Annotated in this window: 24 protein-coding genes and 1 tRNA gene; 21 read left to right on the forward strand and 4 right to left on the reverse strand. The window is 63.8% G+C overall.

The genetic code is table 11. The features are described 5' to 3' along the window. Positions 1-163: 163 nt before the first annotated feature. From OU419_RS16235 to OU419_RS16245, 3 genes are all read left to right on the forward strand, one after another. Positions 164-2500 carry an ATP-dependent nuclease gene (locus tag OU419_RS16235; RefSeq protein ID WP_015014880.1) on the forward strand — a complete coding sequence of 779 codons (2337 nt, stop codon included), beginning with the start codon at positions 164-166 and terminating at the stop codon, positions 2498-2500. Then, positions 2497-4374, forward strand: a complete 1878-nt coding sequence (locus OU419_RS16240) for a UvrD-helicase domain-containing protein (protein ID WP_227343479.1) — start codon at positions 2497-2499, stop codon at positions 4372-4374. The genes OU419_RS16235 and OU419_RS16240 overlap by 4 nt, the downstream gene beginning before the upstream one ends. An 86-nt stretch (positions 4375-4460) precedes the next feature. After that, on the forward strand, positions 4461-4673 hold the full coding sequence (locus OU419_RS16245) for a hypothetical protein (RefSeq protein ID WP_144244908.1): 213 nt from the start codon (positions 4461-4463) through the stop codon (positions 4671-4673). 526 nt (positions 4674-5199) lie between these two features. Here the strand turns inward: OU419_RS16245 and OU419_RS16250 are convergent. Together OU419_RS16250 and OU419_RS16255 are read right to left on the reverse strand one after the other, a co-directional pair. Beyond that, positions 5200-5273: transfer RNA gene (locus OU419_RS16250), tRNA-Cys, on the reverse strand. Positions 5274-5931: 658 nt separating this feature from the next. After that, positions 5932-6072, reverse strand: coding sequence for a hypothetical protein (locus tag OU419_RS16255; protein WP_198173343.1), 141 nt, complete (start codon positions 6070-6072; stop codon positions 5932-5934). A gap of 29 nt (positions 6073-6101) precedes the next feature. Here OU419_RS16255 and OU419_RS16260 point away from each other — a divergent pair, with 29 nt between their 5' ends. The 18 genes from OU419_RS16260 to OU419_RS16345 all read left to right on the forward strand — a co-directional run bounded on the left by OU419_RS16260 (position 6102) and on the right by OU419_RS16345 (position 22205). Next, the gene (locus OU419_RS16260) at positions 6102-6857 is read left to right on the forward strand and encodes a hypothetical protein (protein ID WP_254473792.1); all 756 of its coding nucleotides are present in this window, start codon (positions 6102-6104) and stop codon (positions 6855-6857) included. A 119-nt stretch (positions 6858-6976) separates the two neighbouring features. Then, positions 6977-7189: an AlpA family transcriptional regulator gene (locus OU419_RS16265; protein ID WP_071039615.1), complete on the forward strand. Its 213-nt coding sequence runs from the start codon at positions 6977-6979 to the stop codon at positions 7187-7189. A 42-nt stretch (positions 7190-7231) separates the two neighbouring features. Then, positions 7232-8107 (forward strand): ParA family protein, encoded by an 876-nt coding sequence (locus OU419_RS16270; protein WP_071039616.1) that lies wholly within the window; start codon positions 7232-7234, stop codon positions 8105-8107. Further along, complete coding sequence (locus tag OU419_RS16275; RefSeq protein ID WP_071039617.1) at positions 8091-8339, forward strand: hypothetical protein; 249 nt, start codon at positions 8091-8093, stop codon at positions 8337-8339. Before OU419_RS16270 ends, OU419_RS16275 begins: the two co-directional genes overlap by 17 nt. Then, positions 8332-9987 (forward strand): ParB family protein, encoded by a 1656-nt coding sequence (locus tag OU419_RS16280; protein ID WP_071039618.1) that lies wholly within the window; start codon positions 8332-8334, stop codon positions 9985-9987. The genes OU419_RS16275 and OU419_RS16280 overlap by 8 nt, the downstream gene beginning before the upstream one ends. A gap of 15 nt (positions 9988-10002) precedes the next feature. Beyond that, positions 10003-10563, forward strand: coding sequence for a DUF2857 domain-containing protein (locus tag OU419_RS16285; protein ID WP_071039619.1), 561 nt, complete (start codon positions 10003-10005; stop codon positions 10561-10563). 2 nt (positions 10564-10565) lie between these two features. Continuing rightward, positions 10566-11813 carry an STY4528 family pathogenicity island replication protein gene (locus tag OU419_RS16290; RefSeq protein WP_071039620.1) on the forward strand — a complete coding sequence of 416 codons (1248 nt, stop codon included), beginning with the start codon at positions 10566-10568 and terminating at the stop codon, positions 11811-11813. Between the two features lie 318 nt (positions 11814-12131). After that, complete coding sequence (locus tag OU419_RS16295; RefSeq protein ID WP_071039621.1) at positions 12132-12914, forward strand: PFL_4669 family integrating conjugative element protein; 783 nt, start codon at positions 12132-12134, stop codon at positions 12912-12914. After that, entirely contained in the window at positions 12911-13444 is a 534-nt protein-coding gene (locus tag OU419_RS16300; protein WP_071039622.1) for a DUF3158 family protein, read from the forward strand. The genes OU419_RS16295 and OU419_RS16300 overlap by 4 nt, the downstream gene beginning before the upstream one ends. A gap of 73 nt (positions 13445-13517) precedes the next feature. Next, a complete protein-coding gene (locus tag OU419_RS16305; RefSeq protein WP_071039623.1) occupies positions 13518-13970 on the forward strand; it encodes a single-stranded DNA-binding protein in 453 nt (150 codons plus the stop codon). A gap of 273 nt (positions 13971-14243) precedes the next feature. Further along, positions 14244-16265 (forward strand): DNA topoisomerase III, encoded by a 2022-nt coding sequence (locus OU419_RS16310; RefSeq protein ID WP_254473790.1) that lies wholly within the window; start codon positions 14244-14246, stop codon positions 16263-16265. A 525-nt stretch (positions 16266-16790) separates the two neighbouring features. Continuing rightward, a complete protein-coding gene (locus tag OU419_RS16315) occupies positions 16791-18407 on the forward strand; it encodes a DNA cytosine methyltransferase (protein ID WP_254473789.1) in 1617 nt (538 codons plus the stop codon). A gap of 243 nt (positions 18408-18650) precedes the next feature. Beyond that, entirely contained in the window at positions 18651-19208 is a 558-nt protein-coding gene (locus OU419_RS16320; RefSeq protein WP_254473788.1) for a hypothetical protein, read from the forward strand. Between the two features lie 333 nt (positions 19209-19541). Then, positions 19542-19766 carry a hypothetical protein gene (locus OU419_RS16325; protein WP_058489327.1) on the forward strand — a complete coding sequence of 75 codons (225 nt, stop codon included), beginning with the start codon at positions 19542-19544 and terminating at the stop codon, positions 19764-19766. A gap of 21 nt (positions 19767-19787) precedes the next feature. Then, positions 19788-20180, forward strand: a complete 393-nt coding sequence (locus OU419_RS16330) for a hypothetical protein (RefSeq protein WP_071039628.1) — start codon at positions 19788-19790, stop codon at positions 20178-20180. A gap of 148 nt (positions 20181-20328) precedes the next feature. Continuing rightward, on the forward strand, positions 20329-21015 hold the full coding sequence (locus OU419_RS16335) for a hypothetical protein (protein ID WP_071039629.1): 687 nt from the start codon (positions 20329-20331) through the stop codon (positions 21013-21015). A gap of 79 nt (positions 21016-21094) precedes the next feature. After that, a complete protein-coding gene (locus OU419_RS16340) occupies positions 21095-21832 on the forward strand; it encodes a DUF5983 family protein (RefSeq protein WP_071039630.1) in 738 nt (245 codons plus the stop codon). A 94-nt stretch (positions 21833-21926) separates the two neighbouring features. Beyond that, positions 21927-22205: a uridylate kinase gene (locus OU419_RS16345; RefSeq protein WP_071039631.1), complete on the forward strand. Its 279-nt coding sequence runs from the start codon at positions 21927-21929 to the stop codon at positions 22203-22205. Positions 22206-22237: 32 nt separating this feature from the next. Here OU419_RS16345 and OU419_RS16350 read toward each other — a convergent pair whose 3' ends face one another. Then, positions 22238-23485 carry an MFS transporter gene (locus OU419_RS16350; protein WP_254473787.1) on the reverse strand — a complete coding sequence of 416 codons (1248 nt, stop codon included), beginning with the start codon at positions 23483-23485 and terminating at the stop codon, positions 22238-22240. 81 nt (positions 23486-23566) lie between these two features. Continuing rightward, complete coding sequence (locus tag OU419_RS16355) at positions 23567-24373, reverse strand: endonuclease/exonuclease/phosphatase family protein (RefSeq protein ID WP_254473786.1); 807 nt, start codon at positions 24371-24373, stop codon at positions 23567-23569. Between the last annotated feature and the right edge of the window lie 5 nt (positions 24374-24378).

A 24378-nucleotide genomic window follows, 5' to 3' on the forward strand; every position in this document is an offset into this window, starting at 1 on the left:
CGTTCCACCGATGCAGCACCAGTCGAAAGTGTCCTTGTGGATCGGCAGCAACCAGTGGCCGCCAAGTTCGTCGCCCTAAGGGAAACGCTATAGTTATAGTAATCTGCATAAAAATGCTGGCCTTTTGACCAGCCAGATGGTCCGATAACCGGGGGAGGTTAGGATGCATTTGAAGAAGTTGGCCGTCCGGAATTTCAGGCGGCTGCGAAACGTTGTAATTGATCTTGCTTCCGACATCTCTATTTTTGTCGGTGCCAACAACAGCGGCAAGACATCAGTCGGGCACGCACTCCAGTTATTCACTGGCAGTGGCCGCTTCAACATTCACGACTTTAGTGCCGAACTTTGGGCCGACATCGTTGCGTTTGGTGAGGGCGATGGCGAGGCGAGCCTTCCCACGATGGAAATCGACGTTTGGTTCGAAATCGGTCCGGACGATGTTCACCGCGTCATCGATCTTCTTCCCAGCCTTGCTTGGGAAGGCAAGCTGGTGGGGATGCGTGTTGCCTACGCGCCCACCAATCCTGCGGCGACGCATGCACGCTATGTCGAAGTGCGCCAGCGCGTGCTCGATGCGGTCGCTAAGGGTGAAGACGGAGCACCCGCCTTCGATCCCTCGCCACGTAACCTGCGGGAGTTCCTTCGCGACAGGCTACATGACGAATATGAGCTGCGCTATTTCGTACTCGATCCCGCGCGGTTCGATGCGAAGATGGTCGCAGAGGCTGGCTATGACCCAGCCACTCTCACCGGACGCGACCGGAGCGGCCGTGAGATCTTGAACGGCCTTCTCCACATTGACTTCTTGAACGCACAGCGCCATCTCTCGGACGGCCCAGGTGGCTCTCGCGCCGAGGATCTCTCCCGTGTACTCAGTCGCTTCTACGGGCGCAACCTCGAACAGAAAGGCGAAGATATCGAAGCGTTGCGCGCCCTCGCAGCATCCGAAGTCTCGCTTAATGAGCATCTCGAACGAGTGTTCGAACCGACGCTCAAGAGCTTGTCGAAGCTCGGCTATCCGGGCCTCTCAAACCCGCGCATGATGATCCGCTCGGCCCTCGACCCTGCCCAGATCATGAGCGGTCGAGATGGCGCGATCGTTCACTATGCGTTGGGAGCCGATGACGGGAAGCCCGACCCGCCTACCTTGCCCGATCGGTATAACGGTCTTGGCTTCAAAAACCTCATCTTCATGGTCGTTGAGCTGCTCGACCTCCACGCTCAATGGCTGGCGATCGAGGAAAACCGTCCGCCGGTCCACCTGATCTTCATCGAGGAGCCCGAAGCGCACCTCCATGCCCAGCTTCAACAGGCCTTCATACGCAAGGTGATGGACATCCTAGCGCTCAAGGGCGAGGACCGCACGCACTATACGAGCCAGGTCGTCGTCACGACCCATTCGACTCATATCCTTTACGAACGAGGCTTCCGGCCGATCCGCTATTTTCGTCGAAGCCGTGCACAGAATGTGTCGACCTCCGATGTGCTCAACCTCTCGGTTTTCTACGACAGCACCGATCCGGACATCCGAAGCTTCCTCGAGCGCTATTTGAAACTCGCGCACTGCGATCTGTTCTTCGCCGATGGCGCCGTGCTGGTCGAAGGCAATGTCGAACGGCTGCTATTGCCGCAGATGATCGCCAATGCCGCGCCGCGGCTGCAATCGACCTATCTCACCGTCCTAGAGATCGGCGGAGCGTTCGGCTACCGATTCAAAACGCTGATCGAGTTTCTCGGACTGACAACGCTCATCATCACCGATCTCGACAGCGTGTTCGGTCCACTGGGGCAGGATGGCGAGGGTGCGGCACCCGCTGGTCAACCGGAAGCCGCGGAACCAGCCGCCGAGAACGCGCAGGCTGCCGGCGCTGACGCTGAGGACATTGACGATGACGAGGAGGATTTGCCTGTGGCTGCGGAGAAGCCCGGGAAGGCGTGCATAGCCGGTCATCCGGGCGCGGCGACGTCCAATCAGACTTTGCTCCAATGGCTACCGAAATGCGACACGGTCGCCGCCCTGTGGGAGGCGACGGCTGAGCAGAAGATCCAGGCGAGGACGGACGACAATGACGCTTTGGTACGCGTTGCCTATCAGTGCCGGACCGATGTCACTTGGGGCGGAGAAACCCTGGCGCTAGCCGGGCGCACGCTGGAGGAAGCATTCGCACTCGAAAATCTTGAATGGTGTCAGGACAAGAACCGTAAGCCGCTTCAGCTCCGCATCGCCAAGGCCGACGAGAAGAACCTGACCACGCTTGCGGAACGCATCCACAAGCGCGTGCAGGCTAAGAGCTTCAGCAAGACCGACTTCGCGCTCGCCTTGTTAGCCGAAGATCCGAGCAGTTGGTCTGTCCCAACCTATATCGCCGAGGGCCTGAGCTGGCTTGAGACCGAGATTGCGCCGCCGGAACCGGACGAGGACCAGCCGCATGAGGGCCAGCCGCATGAGGACGCGCCCCAGGGGGCACCAGTCGCCGCCGGCGACGAGGTAGCGGCATGACAAGCCGGATCGGCAGTCCTGACACACAAGCCGATCTAGATGTTCGAGCGTGTCTCGATCGGATGCCGCCACGCTCGTTTGTCATGGTCGCCGGTGCGGGGTCGGGGAAAACGACCTCGCTGATCAAGGCTATCGCGCACCTAGCCGAGACCCGCGGTCCTGCCCTGCGCCGCGCCGGGCAACAAATCGCCTGCATCACATATACCGAAGTCGCCGTCGGTGAGATTTCGGCCGATGTCGGGGCCTCGCCGCTATTCCACATCTCGACCATCCACAGTTTCCTGTGGTCAGTCATCCGGCCGTTCCATTCGGATATCGCGGCTTGGGTAGCCATCCGCATCGACGAGAAGATCGCGGAGCGACGCGCACACTACGACAAGCCTCGGACTCAGGCGAAAACGAAGGCCCGCCTCGAACAGGAGATCGCAGATCTCGAAGCCGATCTGGCTGCGATCAGTGAAGTAGAGAAGTTCGTCTACGGCACCGGCAGCAGCTACGCTGAAGGCATCCTTGGCCATGACGATATCCTCAAGCTCACCCCAGCCTGCGTCGCAGCGCATCCGCTGCTGAGACAACTCGTCGCTAAGCGCTTTCCCTACATCTTCGTCGATGAGAGCCAAGACACCAATCCGGAGGTCGTCGAGGCGTTACGGCACATTGCGGGCGAACATCCTGGCCTGTGTGTCGGGTTCTTCGGAGACCCGATGCAGAAGATCTATATGAGCGGAGCAGGCACTGTCCCGCTGAACGACGGCTGGGCGGAGATCACAAAGCCCGAGAACTTCCGGTGCCCGACATCGGTGCTCGGGGTCATCAATGCAATCCGCGCCCCTGGCGACGGTCTTGAGCAGGTGCGTGGTCGGACGATAACCGTTGATGGCATCGAGCAGCCGGTTGCCGGTACCTCCAATCTGTTCATCCTGCCGGCGGACGCGGAGCGGAGTGCGCGCCTCGCGGCCATTAGGCAGTGGCTGGCCGCCGAAACCGGCGACGGTCTGTGGCTAAGCGACGTGCGGGAAGGCGATGTCCGCCTGCTTGTACTGGTGCACCGCATGGCGGCCAACCGGCTCGGGTTCCCTAATCTGTATGCTGCGCTCAATGACCGAGCCCCCATGAGTCTGAGTGAAGGGCTGAGCGATGGCACAGCCTGGCCGCTCCGTCCACTTGTCCAGCACATACTTCCGCTCGTTGTCGCGGCGCAAGCGGGTGATCGGTTCACAGTGATATCGACCTTGCGCAGCGAATGCCCGAGGCTTGAACCAGCGCGGCTTCGAGGGCAAGCGACGGCCCCCGTTCTTACAGCGCTACAGCAAGCGCTCGACGGGCTTGTCGGTCTGTTGGCAGCAGGATCGCAGGCGACTATCCGGGACGTCTTGACGCATGTGCGAGATAACGAGTTGCTGCGCCTCGATGATCGCTTCGCCATGCATCTGGTTGCAGAGCCTGTGGATGACGGCAGCAGCGGCTTCGAGAACGTTCAAGCCTATCTGGCATGCGGTGTCGACGAACTCTGGGCCTACCGGCGCTACTTTACAGAGGAGTCACCGTTCGCGACGCATCATGGGGTGAAGGGTGCCCAATTTGAGCGCGTATTGGTCGTCATCGACGATGAGGAAGCGGGCTTCCGGCAGTATTCTTACGGGAAGTATCTCGGGTACGTCCCCCTCTCGGACAAGGACGAAGCCAACCTGGCGGCAGGTGAAGAGTCCGTACTCGATCGAACCCGCCGCCTCTTCTATGTGTGCTGCTCGCGTGCAACGAAGGACCTGGCAGTCGTGGCCTTTGTGCCCGATGTCGCAGCGGCTCGCACCGCGATCGTGGCGCAGAATCTATTCCCCGAGGCCGTAATCCGAGGTGCGGAGCATCTGGGCTGAGGTTTCAACACATCGGGCAGTCAATCGGTGAAGGCCGCTGGACCTTGCTCCTGGGCTTGTCGCGATCTAGCGCAGCGGAGTTAACCTTGACTGAACGCGCTTGGATGAGCCGTGTCATTGCCCCCTATGAAAAGGCCGCTTCTGCGCCAACAGAAGCGGCCCCTGAATTGGTGCCCGAGGCCGGAATCGAACCGGCACGCCTTTCGGCGAGGGATTTTCTTACCACTTCGGCTTTCGCCGCCAGCGCGTGCGCTGTTCGTGGTCTGGAGCACGCCTTCACCATAGCCTTGCAGCCGTAGGTGCCCGCCGTCTGCTCTCTACACCTTCCCAGGCATTGGGCCTGGGCTTGGCTCGGCGTTGGCTCGGATGCCGGGGCATCCAGGGCGTTCGCCGACTTTGACGGGCTTCACCTCTGGGGTTTCCCCCGGAGGGCTCAAATTGTTCAAGTCCCTTGTGTCTACCGATTTCACCACTCGGGCATTACATGATGCACTGGAGCCTACACCTCTCCCTGCTGGCTCCTAGTTGGCTCCTGACCATCAAGCCGAGCCGCGAAGCTACGCCTTGGATGCTCCCAAGTCCTTGCCACTATTGACCTTCCGGCTTGGTGGCGAAAGCAGAAAGGACTTGACAAAACAGATTTTAAGTCTCTTGCGTCTACCGATTTCGCCATCCGGGCGGTAGCGCGGCTGAACAGATCAAATGAAAAGCGGGCGAAATATATACACCCTCAGTTCCTGCCTGCAACCCGCGAGAGCTGCTGCAAGCACAATTGTCTGCTAAAGAAAAAGCCCTGTAAATTTTGGATTTACAGGGCTTTTCTATTGGAGGCTGAGGTCGGAATCGAACCGGCGTTCACGGATTTGCAATCCGGTGCATAACCACTCTGCTACTCAGCCGTAAAACGAACGGCTCACATCGCGAACCGTCAAAATCTGGAGCGGGAAACGAGACATTTACTAGGCGCGTAAGTCGTTGTTTCCCGAACACTTTCTTCGCCGAGGTACCCAGCGAAGACCTGAATTGTAGCCTAATTTTTCGTCCCCGGCAACGAGTTCGTCCAAAGAAGTCCATCGACGTCCAGAGACACACACTCAGCGCACCGGACCCGCACCCGGCACATCGCCATCCGCACGCCCTCGAACTCGCCCCCCATCTCCCGCTCTCTGCTTCCCCATCTTCATCGCGATGCCGACTAGGCAGCAGGCTTCCGATGTCGGGGCAGTTCGGATGCCTCCGTGGAAAGGCGCACCGCGCATCGCGGCGCCCATCTGCGCAAGCCACACCGGAAGAATGCGCACCCTCGCCATGATGCGTAGGCGCACGATTCTTTATGGATATATCAGCATGCCGGGATGAGCATGACAGGCGCGGATTCGCCGCGTCCTGCTGGACGTTGGATGACGATTGCCATCCCCTTGGCACCCCATGAGACCGTGGGCATATCAGGCCATACCCAGACGGTTTTGCAGAGGCCGTAACTTCTTACGACCCTGATAGCGTGAGCGTCACTGTCGAGCCTGCGTCCTGATGCTCTACCTTCTATTCGATGAATTTTTACACATCGAGCACACGACGGCTACCAGTAGCGCCGACTGGTAAGAGGTACTCAAGCCCAATGACGAAGCCGCCCTCGGGGCTCGCTTCCTGCACAGACAACACGCCGATCATGAGGTCGGAGGCAAAGGAGTCGGCCATGTAGTTCTTCTCCTGGAAGGAGACGGAGCATGCACGAGAACAAGAATGATGCACCCACATCAAAGGTGTTCTACCGCCCGATCGAAGCGTCCATCCGCTGGGCCGGGCTGCTGCGGTACGAGCAGGTGATCCTGGCCTCGATTTCGTCGCCCCGGAACCTGCCACTTTCGCTGGACTGCCCACGCTGGGGCGAACTGCGGCTATACACCGAACGCATCTATGACGGCATCCTCAATGGGGAGCTGCCCTTCGGACGGGACGGCATCACGACGCACGACACCGAACTGATCGACTCTTTCGATCTCACCATCCGCCATGTCGATCTGAAGCGCTGGATGCGCCAGCACTACCCCGAGCAGCGACCGGGCTTTCTCTTCTCCCGTAGCGAGCGCATCACCCATCCCTTCATTTCGCTGGAGACAGGGCAGGCCATGCTGGTTGAACAGCTCGCCCTGAAATCCGCCTTGGAGCAGTCCAAGCGCCAACTTCGCGAGCTGCAGGACAAGCACGACGCGCTGCTCAAGCAGTCCACGGTGATTCCCGCCTGCGCGCAGTGCCCGATCAGCGATCGGGCCGAGGCCACCTACCTGAACATCATCGGGGGCATGCTGGAGCTGATGCTCGGCCAGTCGCCCTCGGGCGCACCGTACTCCAGCTTCAAGACGCAGGAGGCCGTGGTCAGCGCACTGGTCGCCCATCACCACGGCGTCATGGGGATCGCCGAGCGGACATTGAACGGCAAGTTCGCCACGGCCAGGCGCCGGCTGCATAGCGCCATCCTCTGATGGTTTTCCAGCTTGTATGTGCAGTCGCGGAGATTGCATTTGCAATGTCTTTCCGCAGCCATGTCTATTGAATAGAGGTCACGCCAACAAACGCCACTGAGCGTTCAGGAGTGACCGCCATGTCGCAAACACCTGTACTACCACCCAGCGAGCGCCGCATCCTGCGCCTGGAAGAAGTCGAAGCGAAGTCCGGCTTCAAGCGCGCCCACATCTACAACCTGATGAAGAAGCGCCAGTTCCCGCAGGCGCTGCGCCTGGGCGTGCGCGCCGTCGGCTGGGATTCCATCGAAATCGATCAGTGGATCGCCGAGCGCGTCAACAACCGGGCCTGACCCGTTCTCCCGCGGACCTTCCATCCTCACACGGAGAACGCCATGCAGGTTGTATCCATCATTTCAACGAAAGGTGGCGTCGGCAAGACCACCACGGCCGCGAACCTGGGCGGGCTCGTCGCCGACGCGGGGCTGCGCGTGCTGCTGCTCGATCTCGACGTGCAGCCCACCTTGTCGTCCTACTACGAATTGGGCCACCGTGCGCCTGGCGGCATCTATGAACTGCTGGCCTTCAACGAGCGCGACCTCGGCCAGCTCGTGTCCCGCACGAACATCACAGGCCTGGATCTGGTGTTGTCCAACGACCACCGGGGCGAGCTGAACACCTTATTGCTGCATGCGCCGGACGGACGCTTGCGGCTGCGGCACCTGCTTCCCGCACTGGCTCCCCTCTACGACCTGGTGCTGATCGACACCCAAGGCGCGCGTTCGGTGACGCTGGAGATGGCGGTGCTCGCCTCTGATCTCGCGCTGTCACCCGTGACCCCGGAAATCCTCGCGGCCCGCGAGTTGCGGCGCGGCACCATGCAATTGCTGGAGGACATCGCGCCGTACCGGCACCTGGGCATCGAACCACCGCCGCTGCACCTGCTCATCAACCGCGTCCACCCGGTGTCGGCGAACGCTCGGCTGATTCAGCAGGCGTTGCGCGACCTGTTCCAGGACAACGCAGGCATCCGCGTGCTGGCCACCGACGTGCCGGCCATCGAAGCCTATCCGCGCGCCGCGACGCGCGGCCTGCCGGTGCATCGGGTCGAGTACCGCCAGCCACCGGGCAGAGTCGCCCCCGCCGCGCTCGACACCATGCGCGGCCTCGCTGGCGAACTGTTCCCGCAATGGCAGCACCGATTTGCCACGGTGTCCGGCCGCCCGCCATTCCCTCTTGATACCGGGAGGCACCATGGCGAACGCGCATGAACTGGCCCGAGGCCACAAACGGCTGCGCGCCCTGATCGAGTTCGCCGTCGGCGAGGGCTGGCACGTCAAGCGCACGCCGGGCGGCCATCTCAAATTCACCAAGGCAGGCTGCGCCGCGATCTACACCAGTTCGACCGCCAGCGACCACCGGGCCGCCCTCAACGCCCGTGCGCAGATCCGCCGCGCCGAGCGCGAGGCCCGATTCCAAGCGCAGGGAGGCCGCCATGGCTGAGATCACCTCCCAGCAGATGGCTGGCAAGCTGCTCGCGGCCGGGTTCGAGCGCAGCGGTCCGTCCGCCTCGACCCTGAGCGACCCCATCGCCGACACCCCCATGGTCGTGACCCTGGACCAGCTACGCCCCTACGACCATGACCCGCGCAAGAAGCGCAATTCGGCCTATGAGGAGATCAAGGCATCCATCCGCGAGCGCGGCCTGGATGCGGCACCGGCCATCACCCGACGGCCTGGCGAGGACCACTACATCATCCGCAACGGCGGCAACACGCGGCTGGCGATCCTGCGCGAACTGTGGTCGGAGACCAAGGACGAGCAGTTCTTCCGCATATCGTGCCTGTTCCGGCCGTGGCCCAGCCGCGGCGAAATCGTCATGCTGACCGGCCACCTGGCCGAGAACGAACTGCGCGGCGGCCTCACCTTCATTGAGCGCGCCCTCGGCGTCGAGAAAGCGCGCGAGTTCTACGAGCAGGAAAGCGGCACCGCCCTGAGCCAGTCCGAACTGGCCCGCCGCTTGGCCGCCGATGGCTTCCCAGTGCAGCAGTCGCACATCAGCCGCATGAACGACGCGGTGCGCTACCTCCTGCCCGCGATCCCCTCCGTTCTCTATGGCGGCCTCGGCCGCCACCAGGTCGAACGCCTGTCGGTCATGCGCAAGGCCTGCATGCTCGCGTGGGAGCGCTACGCCAAGGGCCGCACGCTGACCCAGGACTTCGACGAGTTCTTCCAGGAAGTCTTGTCGCAGTTCGATGTGCAGGCCGACGAGTTCTCCGCGCAGCGCGTACAGGACGAACTGATCGGTCAGATGGCAGAGCTTCTGGGCGTCAATTACGACGTGCTCGCGCTGGACATGACCGAATCCGAGAGCCGCCAGCGCGCTCTGGTCAGCGATCCGACGCCATCCTCGACACCGCCCGCCTTGCCGGAGCCTGGGGTTATCGCGCGCCCACCTGCCAACGCCTCGCCGCCCACCACAGGGCCAGCACCGGCAGCGCAGCCTGCAGGCCCTGCGTCTCCCACCTCAACGCGCGAGAGCGACGCAGACGCCAACGAGGCGGGCACGGCCAGTCCGACAGCGGACGACCACCTGCTTCAGAAGCACATCGTCTCACCGGCGCCAACGACCGAACGGCTCCAGTCCATCCAGCGCATGGTCGCCGACCAGTTGGGCGATGCGCTGCCGCCTGACTTCTCGGCGAACGTCTTGCAGTCCATCCCCGTACAGGCCGGCGGGCTCTATCCGATCTCTGATGTCTGGTACATCGACGCGAGCTTGGACACACCCGAGCGCCTGCGCATCCATGTCGCGCAGTTCGCCCGCGAGATCGCGGGCGAGGCCCGCCTGGACGAGTGCATTGATGACCGTCCAGACGGCATCGGTTTCGCCTGCCGTGCCCACGCCCAAGACCCGGGGCCGCTGGGCCGTGCCGTCCTGGCGCTGCTGGCATGCCTGGCCGGTCAGCAGCCCGCCGACGTCGGCCTGGATAACGGGCAATTCGTCATCGACCTGTCGGCGCTGCTGCACGGACAAGGCGACGCAACCCGGCGACTGAGCGACACCGCACTGGTCAAGCTGTTCCGGCTGCTGCGGCTGGCCCGCCGCCTGCTCGACCTGGATGCCGGCGCTGCTGACCCTGGAACGTGACCGAGGGAGACCAGCATGTCCGCACCGCACCCACTCAATCAGGCCGTCATCGCCCAGGCCCTCTATGACCTACGCAATGGGCAACTGCGCCGCTGCAAACTTATGGGGTTTGGCGAGGAAGAGCTGGACGCCCTCAAGCATCCCGCGCTGATTAGCGTCTTGGCCAACGCCAACGTCTCGTGGTGCTCGGTGACGGTCAACCGCGAAGTACTCCGGCGTCTGCTCAGGCAGGCGCAGGATGTGGAGAAGGAGATCGCCACGGTCGATCGCATGCTCAGGCTGGGCGCGAGCACCGAAATGGTGAGCCGCTTCTACGGCCTGACCCACCAGGAAGTGGCGCTTCGCCGCGAAATCCTCGGCCTGCCCAAGCGCAAGGGCCGCCACCCCGTGCTGGACGAGAAACAGGACACGGAGCTGTGGCGGCAATGGAAGGCCGTGACCAGCAGCAGGAACGTCGATCTCGAAGACGAGACCTCCATCCTCGATGCCGCCATGGACTTGGCCGAAGGCATGGCACTGCCTCTGTCAGTGGTCTGGGCCTCGATCAAGAGCTGGGTCGATCAGGGATTGGGTTGACCATGGCCGTGGACGACACCGCACCACGTCGTGGCCCCATCGCACTCGCAGACCTGTTCGACGCTGCGCTGAAAGACCTTGTGCCCAAGCCCAACGCCGATGCGCCCCCGCCCACACCCACGCCTGTCGCGATGCCCACGGGCCCGGCGTCTGGCGATGCCTTCCTGTTCAGCGGCAACCGGCACGAGACCGTACCGCGGCGGCTCTTCCTCGACCGTCGCCTGACGCCATTGGAGCGCAACGCCTGGCAGGTCTTCCGGCTGATGCTCAACGACGATGGCGTGACGGCGTTCCCGACGTATGAACAGCTTCGGCCCTGGCTGGCGTCGATGCCGTGCGCCGGGCAAGCCTCGCACGAAACCGTGGCGCGAGCCCTGACGCTGCTGCGCCTCACCCGATGGTTGAGCCTGGTGCGGCGCCGCCGCGACCCCAAGACCGGCCGCATCCTCGGCAACCTCTATGTCCTGCACGACGAGCCGCTGATGCCCTTTGAAGCGATGCAGCTCGACGCCGACTACCTGGCGCTGGTCAGCCAGTCCCTCGGCCACTCGGCCAAGGCCGTGCAGATGGTCGGCCTGAACACGCTCAAGGAAATCGCGGAAGACCCGCTGCTGTCCGGCCGCACGCTGCCGTCACGGCTGCAGGTCCTGGCCGAACGCCTCACCAGCCAAGGCATCGCGCCGATCGAAAGTTATCCACAAGAGGATGCCACTCACGATTCCGAAGAAGGGCCGACGAGCCTTCTTCGGAATCGCGATGACCCCACTTCGGAATCCGAAGCAGGCCCGAAACCCGCGTCAGACGCCTCTCTTCGGAATCCGAAGCAGGCCCGTACAGTACGTAGTAGTCGTATTAATGAAGTACGTACTACCGCGCAGGCGCGCGCGCTGGGCGATCTGCAATGGCCCAATCGCTTCGCGGAACTGAAGGCAGAGCAGCAGACAGGTGCCAGGGTGGCGTTGCAGCAAGTCGATGCCTCGCTGAGGCAGGCCGTGCTGGACGAATGGGCCATGCGATGCAGCAGCCACGGCATCCGCAATCCTGCGGGGTATCTGTTCGGCATCATCCAGCGGGCCATCCATGGTGAGTTCAACGCCTGGGCCAAGAAAGACGCGCCGTCGGCACCTGCTCCACCCAATGAGCGGCCACCACCAGCACCGCCACCATCCCAGCCGCAGGGCAAGCCTGTGCCGCCAGAAGTCGCCAAGCAGCACATCGAGCGACTGCGCAATCTGCTCGCCAGCAAGTGATCAGGTGTGCAAGGCGGTGAAGTGGATGCAGGTAGCTGTCAGCAGAACTATCCCCTGGGGATAGTTCCACTGACAGCTACGACGTCGAACCGCTGCACGCCAGGCCTCGATCGCCTGCCCCGGGATCGGCCTTATCCACGCTGACCCGGGCGTGCAGCGTTCCTTGGCGCTCCATGGAGCTATCCCCTGGGGATAGCTCGCGCCGCATGCACCCGCCGCGCCGTGAACCGGGGACTGGCGGGTTTCGGTTTGTTGACTGACCGCCTTCCGCTGCACGCGGATGCTGGCCGCTCTTTTTCCAAACAACGAGCGGACACCATGGCAACGACCAACGAACCCTTGCAACTGAATCTCGGCTCCTTGCGCAGCGCGATGTCGCTGACGCTGCACACGCACCACGCCTCGCGCATCTGGCACGGCCGCGCCGCCGTCGAGGGGCGACCCGGCATCGTCGGCCTGAACGGCTACATCGCCCAGATGAACAAGATGCGGCGTGGCTCGGAGCAGGATGACCCGTACAGCGACTTCTGGATGCTGCGCATCGAAGACAAGCTCGACCAGACCAAGGCCACGCTGCAATCGCTGCGCGAGCAGGTGGACCAGGCCCTGGCGAGCGTGCCGCCGGCACTCACACTGGGCGAGAACCTCAACGTACAGCCCGTCAAGCTGCCGCTGTTCGTCAATGCGCAGCTCGGCTTTGCCGCCGTGTATCTGCTCGCCGACTACGACGACATCGCCCGCAAGCTGATCCTCGCGCACCATACGGCGCTGATCGATCGCTCGACGCTCGAACGCTGGCTCAACGAAGGCGCACATGCGCTGCGCAGCCTGTTCTCGCTGGCCCAGCAATACCGCTACTCGGGCTGCACCCGCGACGACTTCGCCGCCAAGAATGCCGCAGCACGGGCGGCGCTGGAGAAATTCGGCGAGTTGCCGCAGGACGTGCTGGAAGGCACGCGCCGCTCGAAGTTCGCGCCGCCCATCGTGCGCCGTGGCCTGCAGCAGCGCGGTGACGGCCCTGCCGCAGCCGCATCGCCCACCGACGAGGCTGCCGCCCCCGAGGCCCCCGAAGCGGCGGTTGGCGAGGACGAGCAGACATGAGCGACCCGACACCCGACACCCGCTACTTCCGCCCACTGCACCAGACAGCCTTCATGCGGCTGGAACACGCAGGCTCTCTAAAAGGCTTTTTAAGACCTTTTCCTTTTAAAGGTAAGGGGAGTCTGGAGGACTGGGCCAGCCAGTGCTTTGCCATGCGCGACGAGTTGATTGGCTTGGCACAGCGACAGGTGCTGCAACAGGCAGTCGGGCATCCCTTCCACCTGCTCCCCATCGAACTGGCCCTGCAGACCACTGGCGCGGGAACGGCATTTTTGCGCTGGCGCAAGCACGACCGCTCGGCCATGGGCGTGGCGCTGTGGCAGGAGCTAATGGCCAGCACCAGCACGCCAGTCAACCTGCTCGCCGACCTGCACGCCATCGAGCTTCAGCGCATCACGCTCAACATGCAGATCAGTCTGTTGCACACCTTGGGCAGGCAGGCGCAGGAGTGCGCCAGCAAGGCCGCCGAGGCGGAAGACGCCTACCTGCGCCGGCTCAAGTCCACACCGCCCACCCTTCGCGATCGGTGATCGCGAAGGGCATCCCAGCACGCGCCCGCCGCCAACCAGGTGCGGGTATTTCAACCACCACGGAGATTGCAACATGAGCACGCATTTTTCTGGCGAGGGCAATATCGGCTCTCCCCCCGAGTACCGGGAGTTTCCCAACGGCAATGATGAGCCGCGGCGCTTGCTGCGGCTGAATGTGTACTTCGACAACCCAGTCCCCACCAAGGGCGGGGACTTTGAGGATCGCGGCGGCTTCTGGGCACCAGTGGAAATCTGGCACCGCGACGCGGCGCACTGGAAAGACCTGTACCAGAAAGGCATGCGCGTGCTGGTCGTCGGCCGCATGGAGCGCGAACCCTGGACGGACAACGAAGATCAGCCGCGCGAGACCTGGCAGATCAACGCGCGCAGCGTCGGCATCCTGCCGTTCCGCATCGAATCCGTGACCCTCAGCCCGAGGCAGCAGGAGACCGCGCAGGACGCGCAGCCGAAACCCCAGACCGCCCAGGAGCCTACCGCGCCGAAGGAACCTAAGCGCAGGAAGTGACCCGGCATGGGGCGGCCGCAGTCGTCCGTCGCCCCATACCCTCGCGAGCTATCCCCAGGGGATAGCTCCATCAACCTCCACCGGCTTCCACACGCGCCCGAAAATCGCGGCTTCCGACCCGCGCATCCCCGGTCGCACGCCACTCCCGTCCCCGCCATTCCATCCCGTGAAAGTGGTCGCCACCGCATGCGGCTTGTTTGCTGCCGCCCCTGGCGGTGCTCGGCATCCTCGATTCCAGCAACTCAATGAACCACGGAAATCGGATGGACGGACATGCGGCTGTTCTTGTGCGAGAAGCCCTCCCAGGGCAAAGACATTGGCCGGATTCTCGGCGCGACGCAGCGCGGTGAAGGCTGTCTCAGCGGCTCCGGTGTCACCGTCACCTGGTGCATCGGTCACCTCGTAGAGGCTGCTCCACCCGAAGCCTACGACAAGCGGTTGAAGCGCTGGGCCATCGAGAATCTACCCATCATTCCTCAGCACTGGCAGGTCCAGGTCAAACCGAAGACCGCCAAGCAGTTCAAGGTCGTCCAAGCGTTGCTGGCGAAGGCTACCCACCTTGTCATCGCTACCGACGCCGACCGCGAGGGCGAGTTGATCGCTCGCGAGATCATCGAGCTATGCGACTACCGCGGCCCAATTGAACGCCTGTGGCTGTCGGCGCTCAACGATGCGTCAATCCGCGCCGCGCTCGGCAAGCTACGGCCCTCGGCCGAGACGCTGCCGATGTACTACGCGGCACTAGCGCGCTCTCACGCCGACTGGCTCGTGGGCGTGAACCTCACTCAACTGTTCACAGTGTTAGGGCGGCTGGCAGGCTATGGCGGCGTGTTGTCGGTCGGTCGAGTCCAGACACCTACGCTGAAGCTCGTGGTGGACCGCGACCGAGAAATCGCGGCTTTCGTGTCCGTGCCCTACTGGGCCATCGACGTGTCCCTGTCGGCCAGCGGCCAAGCTTTCACCGCACAGTGGGTTCCGCCCGAATCCAGCACCGACGACGCGAGCCGCTGCCTGCGGCAGCCGGTTGCACAGCAGGCTGCGCAGCAGATCCGCGCTGTGGGCAGCGCCCAGGTGGCTTCTGTCGAGACCGAGCGCGTGCGTGAAGGCCCGCCACTGCTGTTCGACCTGGGGACGCTCCAAGAGGTTTGTTCCAAGCAGTTCGGGCTGGACGTGCAAGAGACACTTGAGATCGCCCAGGCACTCTACGAAACGCACAAGGCAACGACCTACCCACGCTCTGACTCCGGCTACCTGCCCGAGAGCATGTTCGCAGAGGTACCCACGGTTCTCGACAGCCTGCTCAAGACCGATCCCTCGCTGTGCCCGATCATGAGCCAACTCGACCCCTCCCAGCGCTCGCGTGCATGGAACGATGGCAAGGTCTCGGCGCACCACGGCATCATCCCAACACTCGAACCGGCGAACCTCTCGGCCATGAGCGAGAAGGAACTGGCGGTGTACGGGCTTATCCGGGCGCACTACCTGGCTCAGTTCCTGCCGCATCACGAGTTCGATCGCACCGTGGCGAAACTCGCCTGCGGCCAGCAAACGCTGACTGCGACGGGCAAGCAGGTTGTCGTCAAGGGCTGGCGCTTGGTGTTCGCAGAAGATCAGCCCGACGAGGACGGCGATGCCACGACACGCAGCCAGGTGCTTCCCGCACTGCACGAAGGCCTGGCGTGCCAGGTGGCCGACCTCGATCTGAAGGCACTCAAGACGTTGCCGCCCAGGCCGTACACGCAAGGCGAGCTGGTCAAAGCCATGAAGGGGGTCGCCAAGCTGGTGACGGACCCGCGCCTGAAGCAGAAGCTCAAGGATACGGTCGGCATCGGCACCGAGGCGACACGGGCCAACATCATCAGTGGACTGATCGTCCGCGGCTACCTCGTCAAGAAGGGGCGCGCCGTCCGTGCATCGGATGTAGCATTTACTGTGATCGACGCCGTACCTGCGGCGATTGCCGACCCAGGCACTACCGCTGTCTGGGAACAGGCGCTCGACATGATCGAGACCGGACAGCTCACCCTGGACGTGTTCATCAGCAAGCAGGCCGCATGGATTTCGCAACTGATCGCGCAGTATGGCAGCACCTCGCTGTCCATCAAGGTTCCCCAGGGACCCGCTTGCCCGCAGTGCGGCGCACCCACGCGCCAGCGCACCGGCAAGACCGGCCCCTTCTGGTCGTGCAGTCGTTACCCTGACTGCAAAGGTACGCTGCCGGTCGAAACCGGCACGTCCAAGCGTGGTGCCTCGCGCCCCCCACGCAAGAACAGCAGCGACCGCAAAGGCTCCTGACCGATCCTGCTCCCCGAGAGCCGTGCCCGCCATCGGCGGCGTGGCCCATGTCCCGCACGCCCTGCGGGACGCCCAGCGCGCAACGCCTTCTCTGTCCGTGTGCGCGTCCCGCCCAGCCGTCCCCGGCTGCGGGGCCTGAAGGTAGCTTCTCCGCGAACCATGTCCGGGGTTTCCCGGCGTGTTCTGCTGATCTGCATTTTTCCGCCTCTGCGAAGGGTCCCCCGATGGCTTGCCAACCCGCGAGCTACCCGGAGACCCTTCGCGGTCAGCGGTATTCGATGCCGTGCCCAACGGCGAAAAACTGGGCTCCTTTTGTGCGCGGATGTGCGCCAGAAGATGCCGGCGCCAACCACGACATGCGCCGGGTGCGATTGCTGACAGCAGACGGTTCTAGCGACGACCGGGCCTGCAACAGCCCACGGGTGGTTCTGTCCTCCCGAGCCGAAGGCCACACGGCCTTCGGCGCCTTTCTCCTGCCGATCAACGTCCCGGCCCGCCCTGGGCCACACGAACAGGAGACCCGACATGAACCCGCAACTTTGCACCTCACGCGGTGCGCCCCAGGCCGCGCCACTGCTGTACGGCAGCGTGTGCAGCGGCATCGAGGCCGTGAGCCTCGCCTGGCAACCCCTCGGCCTCGAAGCCGCGTGGTTCGCCGAAATCGAGCCGTTCCCGAGCGCCGTGCTCGCCCACCGTTACCCCCACGTGCCCAACCTGGGCGACATGACCGCGATCGCCCGCAAGGTGCGCGCCGGCACCGTGCCGGCTCCCGACATCCTGGTCGGCGGCACGCCGTGCCAGTCGTTCAGCGTTGCAGGTAGCCGTCGCGGGCTGGATGACCCGCGCGGAGCCCTTTCCCTTGCCTATGTGGAGCTTGCCAATGCCATCGACCAAACCCGCCAACAAGACCGCCGCCCGGCGGCCACGCTCGTCTGGGAAAACGTCCCCGGCGTCCTCAACGACCGCAGCAATGCCTTCGGGCATTTCCTGGGCGCACTGGCCGGAGAAAGCCGTGCGCTCCAGCCGCCAGGGGGAAAATGGGCGCACGCTGGTTGTGTGTCTGGACCCCGTCGGCGCATCGCCTGGCGTGTCCTCGACGCTCAATATTTCGGTGTCGCCCAACGCCGCAAGCGTGTGTTTCTTGTGGCAAGTGGTGGAGATGGTCTCGATCCCGCCGAAGTACTTTTTGAGCGCGCAGGCCTGCTCGGGGATTCTTGTGCGCGCCGCGCGCCGTGGCAAGAAGCTGCCCGCGCTGCTGGACCAGGTGCTGACGCAGCAGGCGCATGCGCAGGACTTGCAGGATTCGCAGGACTGAAGCAGCCCTACGGCAAGGTCACGACGACGTTCGGATTCAGCGGCGGCATTGGCCCCGTCGATGTGGCGGCATGCCTGATGGCCGCTGGCCCCAAGCACGACATCCGCACCGAGACGTTCATGGTGCAGTCGGTCGCCGGCAGCATCGCCCACACCCTCGACACCGCCAACAACGGCAAGGGCAGCAGCGAAGACGGCACCGGCAAGGGTGTTCCGATCATCGCCTTCACCGCCCAGGGCAGCGGTGCGGATGCCACGCTCGACCTGACGCCGACGCTGCGCGCTGGCGGCCATCGCAACAGCCATGCGAACGCTGGCGTCATGCCCGCCATCGCCTTCGCGCAGAACACCCGCTGCGAAGTGCGCTTCGAGTCTGGCCATGGACAGGTGGCCGGGACCATCCTGTCCAACGGCAAGCCGGGCTACGGGGTGCCGGTAGTGGCCTGCGTGTCCCTGCGCGGCCGCGAGCAGGGCCTTGTTGCCGAGCTGGGCGGCAGCGTAGCGGCCGCGCTGCGTACCAGCGGCGGCGGCGCGGACAAGCCCTATGTGCTGGCCCCCGACTTCGAGGCGCATTTCCGCTACGACTGGAACCACCCCGGCCCCGGAGACTGGTCGCACTGGCGGGTGCGGCGGCTGATGCCCTTGGAGTGTGAGCGGCTACAAGGCATGCCCGACGACTACACGCTGATCCCGTACCGCGGCAAGCCTGCCGCGGATGCCCCCCGTTACAAGGCGATCGGCAACTCCATGGCTGTCCCGTGCATGGCATGGCTGGGCCAGCGCCTGAAGCAGTACCTGCACAAGACGGGCTCGACCGCTTCGGATTGATCGGCGACGCGGCCTGCGGGCCGCGCCATTCTCACTCCTGCATTGCCGACGCATCGGCAGCAGCCCGCAGCCAGGGTGTCAAGGCTGCCGCGGGTTCCACCCGCGCCACCCGCCAGTTCGCCTCGGCATCTCACCGGCGAACGCTGCCCACCGGGGCATCGATGCCTCTTTTCTCCAACCCACGGGATGGCCGCCACGTCCCGTCGGGGGCGTGTCGCCACCCGGTCGATTTCAGGACTTCCCATGGACAACATCACCAAGCAAGACCGCATCACGCTGAAGAACCTCAAAGTGGCAGACTTCGCCAGCGAGGAAACGATGTGCTTCAGCGCCACCGTCGTGTTCGACGGCACTCCCATCGCCGAGGCCCACAACGACGGCCACGGCGGCTCGACATTCCTGCGCTCGCTCAATGGCAAGGCAGCGCTGCTGGCTCAGGCCGAAGCCTTCGCCAAGGGCCTGCCGCCTGCGCCGCTCGACCTCGGCCAGGAGGGCGAAGACCCTCATTACATCGACATGACGCTCGACTTCCTGGTCGATGAACTGGCCGATGCCATGCACGCCGAGCGTAAGGTGCGAGCCGCGTTCAACCGCGACATCAGCAACAAGGTGCTGTTCATCAAGGACGGCAAACTGCTGTTCATCAAGGGCATCAAGCTCAAAGCCATCGCCGACCGCAAAGCGTACTTCGCTTCGCTGCGCGCCAGGCAGGCCCAGCCCATCGTCATCCTCGCCGAGCTTGCGCCCGAGCAGGCATTCGACCTGTGGAAGCAGCATGTGCTGGGCGACAAAGCCGACTGACCTAGCACCATCGCTCCCTCCTGACAGCCCTGCACTCGTGCGGGGCTTTTTCTTTTCCCCGCGCCCATCAATCGGGGCTGCGCCGGATGCCGTTTTCCAACTGACGCGGCGCGGCCCGCGCACGAAGCTGCCCGCATGTTCGCTGATTCCGGTCAGCACATGCCAGCAGCCAGGGTTCCAGGCTGCCGCGGGTCTCTCCCGCGTTGCCCACCAGTCCGCATCGCATCAATTCCGCGGACGCGCGTCTCCATGACGCTGATGCTTTTTATCAACCGCGTGCGGGAGCTGCCATCCCGTGAGGGACAAGGCCCCGCTTTTCCAAGGAGCCCGTCCATGTCCCAGCAAGCCTCTTTCGGCCAAACCTTCGGGCAATTGGCCTCGACCTACTGCGGCAAGTTCCTGCCGCTCGAAGTCCTGCAAAGCGCCGCCGGCCACTACATCGGCACGCGCGATACCGAAGGCCCCGTTTCGCGGGAATCCCGCGAGTACTTCCGCAGCTACGCCGCGGCTCAACGCGCCCTCGAAAGAGGCGGCTGGTCCCAGCTCGCCATTCCCTGATCCAACTGGAGGAATCACGTCATGAACCAGCTTCTACCGCGGGAAGTCGTCGATCAGATCATGCGGGAAGAACAGCATTTCGCTGCCGCGCCCCAAGCCTTTTTCGAGGCATGGAAGCGCGGCGTCGAGATCGCTGGCCCCGAGTGGTTCGGCGATGGCACCCGTGAAGGTCTGAACCAGGCCAAGAGCAAGTGGGATCTGCGTCCCAACATGCTGCAGCTCAACGATGCCCTCGGCGTCCTGAGCAGCGGCGAACGCATGTTCCTGTCCGCCATGGTCAGCTTCTACAACGCGCGCGAGGGCGGTGCCATGCTCAAGCGCTGCCACTTCCACGGGCTGTCGGACTTCGACGGTCTCGACCTGCAACGCCGCAAGGTCATCGCCGACCTGCTGCTGAACTACAACGGCTGGTGATCCGGTCGCCGGCAACCACCGCGTCTTCGTTCACTCCCCATGAGGGACATGCGCCCACCATGCCATGTCCCTCAATTTCTTCTCCATCACCCTGCGGATGCCATCGTCCGCATGGGCTGGCTCCGCTCACTTCTCGAAAGGAGCCACCATGGCAAACAACTACTACGAAGGCACGGGCGTTCTCGTGCTCGACCGCGTTACCCCCGTCATCAAGGCGTTGTTCGGTGCCTTCGCGCTGGACGAAAGCTACCCCGGCGATGGGCATGCCTACATCGCCAAGATCGCCGAGAGCAATGATCCGCAATGGTCCGATGTGCTGGATGGCCTGGAAGACCTGGCTGCGCAACTCGGCATCCCCATGCCCGACGATGAAGAGCTGTCGATTCCCCCGTTGCTTGAACTGATGGCTTCGTATTTCGGGGCCGACGAGAACGAGGAGCTGGGCAACCTGATCGAACACCACCAGTTCGAGGACAACGCCGACCTGGATACCTTGCTTCTGATCGCCTCCTGCTTCGATGACGGTCATCGCCTGACCGCCATCCAGTTCGAGGGCTGCTGGTATTGCAGCAAGCCGAGGCTGTTCGAGTTCGGCGGCGACGGCTGCTACCTGAGCCGCGAGGTCCAGGTCTTCAGAACGTCCTCTCAGGCGCTCCAACTCGGCGACCAACTGCGCAAGACGATCCTGGCCGCCGACATCGAAGAGGCCTCGGCGTTGATCGCGCTGGAGGCCGCCAATCTGCTCGCAGGCATCAGCGACGAGCAGTTCCGCCTCAATGTGCGCCATCGCGTCGCCGAACGGCTGGCCCAGATGCCAACGATCAGCGCCGCCTGACGCATTTTCCATTTTCAACCCACCGGGTCCAATTCCCGGTGGCGGGAATTGGCTCCATTATTCAATCTGGAGAGTTCCCATGTCCCAGAAACCCAATCCCTTTCTTCGCGGCTACTGGAATCTGAAAATCGTCCGCACGCTGTGCATCAGCTATGACGATGGAAGCCCGCATGTCTGGCGAAATATCCACGCGAGCCAAGAACACCTCTCCGACGAGGACCTGGTTTCATCCTCCTGCATCGTCACCAACGATTTCGCCGTGGTCAGCAATGACCGCGAAGCCGTGAGCGCCGAGGTGCTGGCCGAATGCGATGCCGGTGAAGGCGTCAGCGGCGAGGGCGTGATCGGTGCCGTGGTCTATGCCATTCATGGCAACGACTTCGACGGCCTCCCAGTCCACGTCGGCGACGCCTATTCGGCCGAGGCCGCGCGGGAAGTGGTGCAGCGCCTGAGTTTCGAGACCGGCTATTACAGCCGTTGCTGGGAAATCAGCCGTGAGCACATCACGGTCGATACTTGGCACTACCTCGCCAATCTGGCTGACCTCGCCACACCCGAGGCCTTTCTGTTCGTTGCGTTTCGGGTGCCGTACAGCCCGGCGATCGGCGTCAAGCTGATCTCCACGCCCTGGACGGATCAGAACCTGGAACACGCCGAGGGCATTACCGCCGAGCAGCTTCGGCAGGAGCACCGGAACAAGGGCATGCCGGACGACCTGGCGAACATCCTTGAACTGGCCGGCCAGGCCGATGTACGCATCCTCATCCTCGATGCCGACGCACCCGCGCTGCTGGGCCTGCCGCTGGCCGAGCCCTAGCAGCCGCACAACGCACCAGTCTTCCTCTTTGTCCGCCCATGCCAGCCCGTCTCCTCCAGGAGTCGGGCTGGTCCATTTTCATAGGAGCAACCTCATGTTCCCCGACCTCATCTCGCGCGCACCGGACTTCGAGCACCAGCTCGGAGCCTGCCTCAACGCCATGAGCCAGGACGACGCCATCGGCCAGATCCTGGTATTCGAGCGCACGCACGGCGCGCTGCACATGCGCCATATCGCCAGCACCGACCTGGCGGACACCGACATTGACGACTACGAAATGGTCGTGTTCGACGGTGGCAACACCAGCGGCGACACGTGGAAGCATGTCTTCTTCCCGCGTCAGCGCGAGCACTACTTCGTGTACCAAGCCTGACCCTACCAGCCCCTTTCGAGGGGCTTTTTTTGCTATCGGGCAAGACGCTTCAACGCGATCGCCCCGCCAAGCATTACGGCACCTGCAAGGCCGAATCCGAGCACCGGCGACACTCCCGTCCACACCATTCCCACAATGGCGCTCGACAGGAACTTGGCTGCGCCGTTGACCGTGCCTAATGCCCCATAGCTCATCGCCAGCGTGTCGGACGCAACCATGTCCGCCGTCACGGTCGATTCCAGTGCCTCTTGCACGGCGACATACAGCCCCGCAATCACGAAGATCGCAGCGAGTAGCGGCAGACTGGCCGTGCCAGTCCAAAACGCCAGCGCCGCCAGCACGGCGGTCGCCGCGCCCAGCATGTACCCGGCGACCAGTAGCGGCAGCGAGCCGATGCGATCCGCCCAGGCACCGATCGGATACGACGCCAGCACTTGCACGACATTGCGGCCGACATAGAGCAGTCCGGCAATTTGGGCCGCGCGCACAACTCCCATCGAGGGCGTCAGCAACTGCGTGGCGGCCAGAATCAGCAGGCTATGCGAGAAGTCGCCCAGGCCGAACAAACCGACCGCGCCAAGATAACGCTTGAATCGTGCAGGCAGTTCGCGCAGCGCGCCAAAGAAGCGCAAGCCGGGATTGGGCGACTGCTGCGGGTCGTTGACCAACGCGAGGAAGGCCAACACGGCCAGCGCCCCCGGAATCACGGACAGCCAGAGCACCAGCCGGAACGGGCTGGCCGTGTCGCCCCAATGCAGCGTTTGCGCCCAGCCCAACACGGCCACACCCAGCAAAGGCCCGATGACGGCACCGACCGTATCGGCGGCACGGTGGAAACCGAAGGCGCGGCCGCGGGTTTCCGACGACACCGCCTGAATGACGATGGCGTCGCGCAACGGCCCACGTAGTCCCTTGCCGAACCAGGACACCAGCCGTCCAAGCAGCAGCAGCGGCCAGCCTGCCGCCAGCGCGATGAACGCCTGGCCGATGGGCGTGAGCGCATAGCCGACCAGCACCAGCGCCTTGCGATGGCCGAGCTTGTCGGCAACATAGCCCGACACCATCTTGGTGAAGCTCGCTACGGCGTCGGCGGCTCCCTCGATCAATCCAAGCGCCGCAGCCGGCACGCCCAGCACGGCGAGGAAACCGGGCAGAATCACGGTCGTCGTTTCATAGCAGAAATCGCCGAGCGCACTGGTGATGCCGGCACCGGCCACCGTGCGGTTGAGCCAGCGCGGCGTGGTGCCGGCAGTTGCTTCGTCAGGTTGAGCATCGGGCATGGAGCAAGCCTCTCGGTCATTGCGGGGCCGAAGGCGCAGGCGCGCGGCCAAGGTCGGTGGCAGCATGGATGGCGCTTCGCATCAGGGCAGATCGAAGCGCGCCAGCACCGGGTAGTGATCGGAAGCCGTATCGGTGATAGGCGTGCGCAGCACTTCGTAATGCTGCGCGGTACGGGCCAGCGCCGCGGATGCAAGTAGGTAATCGCAGCGCATCGTGGCGAACTCGGCGGCGCGGTAGGCCGCCGTCGGCACGGTCGGCGTCGCCGCACCGCCGAGGTGATGGCCTACATCGACCCAACCGGCTGCTTCGAGATGCGCGAGCACGCTGCGGTCGATGCCCTGTAGATCATCGGCCAGATAGCGCCCACGGTGATGGGATGCGAGTGCGGGCCAGTCGGCCGGTTCGGGATCATGCGGCGATGCGGAATTGAAGTCGCCCGTGATGAGCGTCAGTTTGTCCGGCGCAGCCTGTACCGCCAGATAAGCCGCCTCGCGCCGGCGCACGTCGGGGCCATTGGGACACAAGTGCGCGCTGATGAAGGTCACGGGCATCTCGACACCCGGCACAGCGACGCGCAGCGTTGCCAGCGCATGATGAAAATGCGCGCCGTCCACCTCGAAGGCCAGCGGACGCAGCGGCGCGCGGATGAAGATGGCGAGGTTCTGACCCGTGCGTGGCGCGACTGCCAAGAAGCCACGCATGCCGATGGCGTTCTCTAGCGCGTGCAACCAGGCGCCGCCGTTGGCGTCGAAGCCCTTGGCCTCTTGCATCAGGAACACATCGGGGCGCACTTCGTTGATGAGGCCAATCTGCGCCTGGGCGCGCTCGTCGTTCGCGCCATCGCGACCGGCGAATAAGGTGTTGTAGGTCAGGACAGTCAGCGACATGCGTA

It is taken from the genome of Pseudomonas triclosanedens (assembly GCF_026686735.1).
Taxonomy (GTDB): Bacteria; Pseudomonadota; Gammaproteobacteria; order Pseudomonadales; family Pseudomonadaceae; genus Pseudomonas; species Pseudomonas triclosanedens.